Origin of the sequence: Tannerella forsythia (assembly GCF_001006485.1) — a bacterium.
Taxonomy (GTDB): Bacteria; Bacteroidota; Bacteroidia; order Bacteroidales; family Tannerellaceae; genus Tannerella; species Tannerella forsythia.
This window is the reverse complement of the sequence record NZ_JUET01000041.1, coordinates 1-432: the sequence shown is the minus strand read 5'-3', so window position 1 is coordinate 432 and position 432 is coordinate 1. Positions and strand designations below refer to the sequence as shown.

Here is a 432-nt window from a genome sequence, read left to right as displayed (position 1 = left end):
CCCCTTTTCTTTCTCTTTCTCTTTCTTCTCACTCTTCGTTTTTCACTTTTTCCTCTTTTTCTCCCTTTCTTTCATTTCTTATCTGCACTATTTGTCTTCTTCCGGCATTCCTACCTTCGTTGCTCTTGCGTCTTTCTTTTTTCCCCCTTTTCCTCTCCTTTGCCCCCCCCCCTCTTTCTGTTTTTTTCCCCTTACCCATTCTCTCCACCCCCCCCACTTTTTTTTTTCCTCCCCTTTCTTCTTTCCTTTTCCTCTTTTCTCATTTTTCTCTCCCTCTTCCTCCTTTTTTCTTCCTTCCCGTTTCTTTTTTCCTTCTTCTTTGTCTTTTTCTTCCTCTTTTCTTTTCCCTTCCTTTTCTTCTTCCCCTCTTCCTTTCTCTCCCTTCCCACTCCCCTTTTCCTTCGTCTCTTTTCTTTTTCCTTTTCCGTTTTT

Annotated in this window: 2 protein-coding genes; both read right to left on the bottom strand. The window is 41.9% G+C overall.

The features are described 5' to 3' along the window. Positions 1 to 28: 28 nt before the first annotated feature. Positions 29 to 208: a hypothetical protein gene (locus Tanf_RS14685; RefSeq protein WP_140230722.1), complete on the bottom strand. Its 180-nt coding sequence runs from the start codon at positions 206 to 208 to the stop codon at positions 29 to 31. Further along, the coding region (locus tag Tanf_RS15010; RefSeq protein WP_201774574.1) for a hypothetical protein at positions 192 to 432 on the bottom strand (241 nt) is incomplete at its 5' end. The genes Tanf_RS14685 and Tanf_RS15010, both read right to left, overlap by 17 nt.